Origin of the sequence: Actinobacillus minor NM305 (assembly GCF_000175195.1) — a bacterium.
Taxonomy (GTDB): Bacteria; Pseudomonadota; Gammaproteobacteria; order Enterobacterales; family Pasteurellaceae; genus Haemophilus_A; species Haemophilus_A minor.
The window spans coordinates 1-4,613 of the sequence record NZ_ACQL01000073.1 but is presented as its reverse complement, the minus strand read 5'-3'; the positions used below and the strand labels follow the sequence as shown (position 1 = coordinate 4,613).

The window sequence follows — 4,613 nt, the reverse complement described above, 5'->3', positions numbered from 1 at the left end:
AACGTATAAAAACTTCGAGGTGGTCCCCCCTACCGGACTTGAACCAGTGACCAAGCGATTATGAGTCGCCTGCTCTAACCGACTGAGCTAAGGGGGGATAAATAGAAATGAGATTGGATTATAGAGAAAAGATGAGCGCTCGTCTAGATTTGAGAAGAACGCTCGAGTAAAAAATAAACTATTTAAGTTAATTACTCTTCAAACCAAATTAATGTTGCCATTCTACCGGTTTGTTTATCTCGGCGATAAGAAAAGAATTTATCAGCCTCTGTATAGGTGCAATGCTCTCCCCCTGTAATCTGCGTTATACCAAGCTTATTGAGGCGTTGTTTGGCAATTTGGTAAAGATTTCCTAAAAATTTACCGCTTGCAGTGGGATCCGGTCGGAATGCCTCTTGCGCCTGCGGATCAACGGCACAAAATTGCTTGACCACTTCTTCGCCAACTTGAAATGCATTTTCGCCAATCGCAGGGCCTAACCAAGCCGAAATATCTGAAGCCGGGCATTGAAATTTTGCGACAGTCTCTTCAAGAATACCATCACATAAACCTCGCCAGCCTGCGTGGGCGGCCGCCACTTCATTACCTTGTTTATTATAAAAAAGTACCGGTAAGCAATCTGCTGTCATCACTAAACAAATTTGATTAGCTTGATTTGTGTAAGCCGCATCTGCTTCTAAATTTTCGCCGTTATAAGGTAATTCAATAACCCGAGTACTATGCGTTTGCGTGAGGTACAAGGGGGCTTGAGGTAATTCAAATCGCTCAACAAGCAATGCTCTATTTTGAGCAACATTTTGAGGATTATCATTAACGTGATCGCCTAAATTAAAACTATCAAATGGCGGAAGACTGACACCGCCGGTTCTTATCGTAGTAAAGCCATGTATCTGTTTTGGCGCGTGCCATTGGGGGGAAATATGCGTCATATTTGCAATTTTCTCTAAAAATTGAACCGCTTATGAACGTACTGCAATCGCTTCGATTTCAATACCAACATCTTTCGGTAAGCGAGCAACTTCAACACAAGAACGAGCTGGGAATGATGGGTGAGCATTTTCACGGAAAAAGGCTTCATATTCTGCATTAACCGTTGCAAAATCATTAAGATCTTTAACAAAAACCGTTGTTTTCACAATATGCCCCACAGTTAAACCGGCTTGTTCGATAATGGCTTTTATGTTTTCAAGAGATTGGCGAGCTTGTTGTTTAATATCACTTGGAATTTCGCCTGTTTTTGGATTAACCGGAATTTGCCCAGAAGTGATAACCATATTACCTAAATCAACCGCTTGTACATAAGGACCGATAGCAGCCGGAGCGTTTTCTGTGTGAATGATTTTTGTCATGATGTATTCCTTTTGATAATGAAAAATAGTCGGTTTAATGATAATATCTTTTCTGTTTTTTGAAAATAAAGAGATGGCATAAATGAGCATTAACTTAACAGAGATTGTTTTACATCAACTTCATCAAATTGAAGGCGAACACCCTCAATTAGAAACCGTATTGCGTGATAATTTGCTGGTAATAGGGCCTGAAACAGAGCAACTCATGTTGCAGCTTCATCAAGCTTATCAGGGAAAAGCGAAAGCATACGGGGTATTTAAAGATGAATCTGTTTTTGCTCAACAGTTAAATCGCTTGTTAGAGAAAGAGATGGATTTTTTACCTTTTAGCCATGCTTGTGCCAAAATGCTCGCAAGTGAATTGGTCAAGTATCCTTTTGTCAGTGGTGGCACTTTTATTCTATGTCGCTATAATTTTTTAGCGACAGATTACTTATTTATTGCATTGATTGATAGCCGTGCTTCTGTTTTAGTGGACGAACAGCTTGATGTGAAGCGTACAGAGTATTTGGATATTACACAATATGATATTGCCTGCCGTATTAATTTAACTGAACTTAAAATTAATGCTCAATCCAACCGTTATTTAACCTTTGTAAAAGGGCGTGTTGGACGTAAAATCGCCGATTTCTTTATGGATTTCTTAAATGCAGAAGAAGGGTTAAATCCTCAAGTACAAAACCAAACTTTATTACAAGCAGTAAGCGATTTCTGTGAGCAAGGCGAATTATCGGCTCCTCAAGCGCGAGAAGTGAAAAAGCAAGCGTTTGAATACTGTAAAGGGCAAATGAGTGCTGGGGAAGAAATTGCGTTACAAGATTTATCCGATCATTTACCAACGCTAAATGAAAGTAGTTTCTCGCAATTTACTCAAGAAAAAGAATATGGATTAGAAGAGTCGATTCCTCCGATGCGTAATGCGCTGAAAACCTTAACGAAGTATTCTGGTTCAGGAAAAGGGGTAACTATTAGTTTTAATGCCGAATTATTGGGCGAACGCTTAATTTGGGACGAACTAAATGACACTTTAACTATCAAAGGATTACCGGCTAATCTTCGGGATCAGCTTGAGCGTAATAAATAATTAGTATTTTTCAAACAAATTCGGTATGATTTAGCCAATTAAATCGTATTCTTCAAAGGTCATGAGTTATGAAAATGAAATCTCTTTTAGCAGTAATGTTATTGGCACTTGGTGTGACAGGTTGCTCAACAGTCAAAAAAGTGGTTTACCGTATTGATGTGCCACAAGGTAACTATTTAGAGCAAGATAAAATCGATCAAGTTAAAGTGGGCATGAATAAAGAGCAAGTACAGTATTTATTAGGTACACCTGTATTAAGAGATATGTTTGCACAAAATCGTTGGGATTACGTATTTATTAAACGTGAAGGTTATAACGATCCAATTCAACATACACTTTTGGTTTACTTTAACGAGAAGGGTTTAGTGAGCGATATTAAATTAGATAAGCCATTATCAGATAATACAGCTAAATCAGAATAAATACTTTTCGATAATAAGCGGTAAGATTTTTTGAAAATCTTACCGTTTTTTTATGTATTTACCATTAGTTTTTTTTATTAAAAAACATGCGTTAGAAATAAAATCGTGAGTAAAACTAATTATTAAAGAAGGGTTTTGACATTAAAGCCATTTGAAACGCTCAACAAACAATCACTTAAAGCATTTTTTAGTGAAATTTTAATAATTTTTTCTAATTTTATCTTTTCAGATAAAAAAAGTTTTGATAGACTCCAAAACAAGTTAAACACAACAGTCTTAATTAAAAATCAAAATTAACATTTCACAGGAGTAACTTATGAGCGACTTAAACGCATTGTTCCAAAAAATCAAACAACGTGATCCTAACCAAGCTCCATTCCACCAAGCGGTAGAAGAAGTATTTGGTTCTTTAGCACCTTTCTTAGCTAAAAATCCACAATATACTAAAGATGGTCTTTTAGAGCGTCTTGTTGAACCTGAGCGTGTAATTTCTTTCCGTGTCACTTGGGTTGATGATAAAGGTCAAGTTCAAGTAAACCGTGGTTATCGTGTTCAAATGAACTCTGCGATTGGTCCTTATAAAGGTGGTATCCGTTTCCACCCGACAGTAGATTTAGGCGTATTAAAATTCTTAGCATTTGAACAAGTATTTAAAAACGCTTTAACAACATTGCCTATGGGCGGTGGTAAAGGCGGTTCAGATTTTGATCCTAAAGGTAAATCAGATGCTGAAGTAATGCGTTTCTGCCAAGCATTTATGACCGAATTATCTCGTCATATCGGTGCTGACACAGATGTTCCTGCTGGCGATATCGGTGTGGGCGGTCGTGAAATTGGTTATATGTATGGTCAATACAAAAAATTACGTAACGAATTTGCTTCAGTATTAACCGGTAAAGGTTTAACTTGGGGCGGTAGCTTAATTCGTCCGGAAGCAACTGGTTACGGTGCAGTTTATTTTGCAGATGCAATGTTAGCAACTCGTGGTCAAAGCTTTGAAGGTAAACGTGTTGTGATTTCCGGTTCAGGTAATGTTGCACAATATGCAGCTGAAAAAGCAATCCAAAAAGGTGCGAAAGTATTAACAGTTTCAGACTCAAACGGTTATGTGTTATTCCCAGATTCAGGTATGACTGAAGCACAATTACAAGCGTTATTAGTACTTAAAAATGAACGCCGTGAACGTCTATCTGTTTATGCGAAAGAGCAAGGTATTCAATACTTCGAAGGTCAAAAACCTTGGGGCGTTGTGTGTGATATCGCATTACCATGTGCAACTCAAAATGAATTAGATGGCGAAGCTGCGAAAGAATTAGTGAAAAACGGCTGTATCTGTGTGGCAGAAGGTGCAAACATGCCAACAACGCTTGAAGGTGTTGAAGTGTTTATTGCTGCGAAAATTCTTTATGCTCCGGGTAAAGCAGCAAACGCTGGTGGTGTTGCAACTTCTGGTTTAGAGATGAGCCAAAATGCAATGCGTTTATCTTGGACGCGTGAAGAAGTGGATCAACGTTTATTTGGTATTATGACCGCTATCCACGAAAACTGACGCGTGAAGAAGTGGATCAACGTTTATTCGGTATTATGACAGCAATCCACGAAAACTGTGTTGAGAACGGTACAGAAGCAGGTGGTTTCGTGAACTATGTAAATGGTGCAAACATCGCGGGCTTCAAAAAAGTGGCAACTGCAATGTTAGAGCAAGGCATTTTATAATAGCTCAATTATTGAAATGGAAAGCCTCCCGATTGGGAGGCT

Annotated in this window: 4 protein-coding genes, 1 tRNA gene and 1 pseudogene; 3 read left to right on the top strand and 3 right to left on the bottom strand. The window is 38.3% G+C overall.

Annotated features, from left to right (window positions below; all coding sequences use genetic code 11):
* Positions 1-20: 20 nt before the first annotated feature.
* The 3 genes from AM305_RS04205 to AM305_RS04195 form a co-directional block, all read right to left on the bottom strand.
* Positions 21-97 (bottom strand) — tRNA-Ile (locus AM305_RS04205).
* 94 nt (positions 98-191) lie between these two features.
* Positions 192-929: a peptidoglycan editing factor PgeF gene (gene pgeF / locus AM305_RS04200; protein WP_005823385.1), complete on the bottom strand. Its 738-nt coding sequence runs from the start codon at positions 927-929 to the stop codon at positions 192-194.
* Between the two features lie 30 nt (positions 930-959).
* Positions 960-1,349 (bottom strand): RidA family protein, encoded by a 390-nt coding sequence (locus AM305_RS04195; RefSeq protein ID WP_005823384.1) that lies wholly within the window; start codon positions 1,347-1,349, stop codon positions 960-962.
* An 82-nt stretch (positions 1,350-1,431) separates the two neighbouring features.
* Between AM305_RS04195 and yejK the strand changes: the two genes are divergently transcribed.
* From yejK to gdhA, 3 genes and pseudogenes are all read left to right on the top strand, one after another.
* The gene (gene yejK, locus AM305_RS04190; RefSeq protein ID WP_005823383.1) at positions 1,432-2,433 is read left to right on the top strand and encodes a nucleoid-associated protein YejK; all 1,002 of its coding nucleotides are present in this window, start codon (positions 1,432-1,434) and stop codon (positions 2,431-2,433) included.
* A gap of 68 nt (positions 2,434-2,501) precedes the next feature.
* Positions 2,502-2,855 (top strand): outer membrane protein assembly factor BamE, encoded by a 354-nt coding sequence (gene bamE / locus AM305_RS04185; protein ID WP_005823382.1) that lies wholly within the window; start codon positions 2,502-2,504, stop codon positions 2,853-2,855.
* A 316-nt stretch (positions 2,856-3,171) separates the two neighbouring features.
* Positions 3,172-4,571, top strand: a pseudogene (gdhA, locus tag AM305_RS04180) (NADP-specific glutamate dehydrogenase).
* Positions 4,572-4,613: the final 42 nt, after the last annotated feature.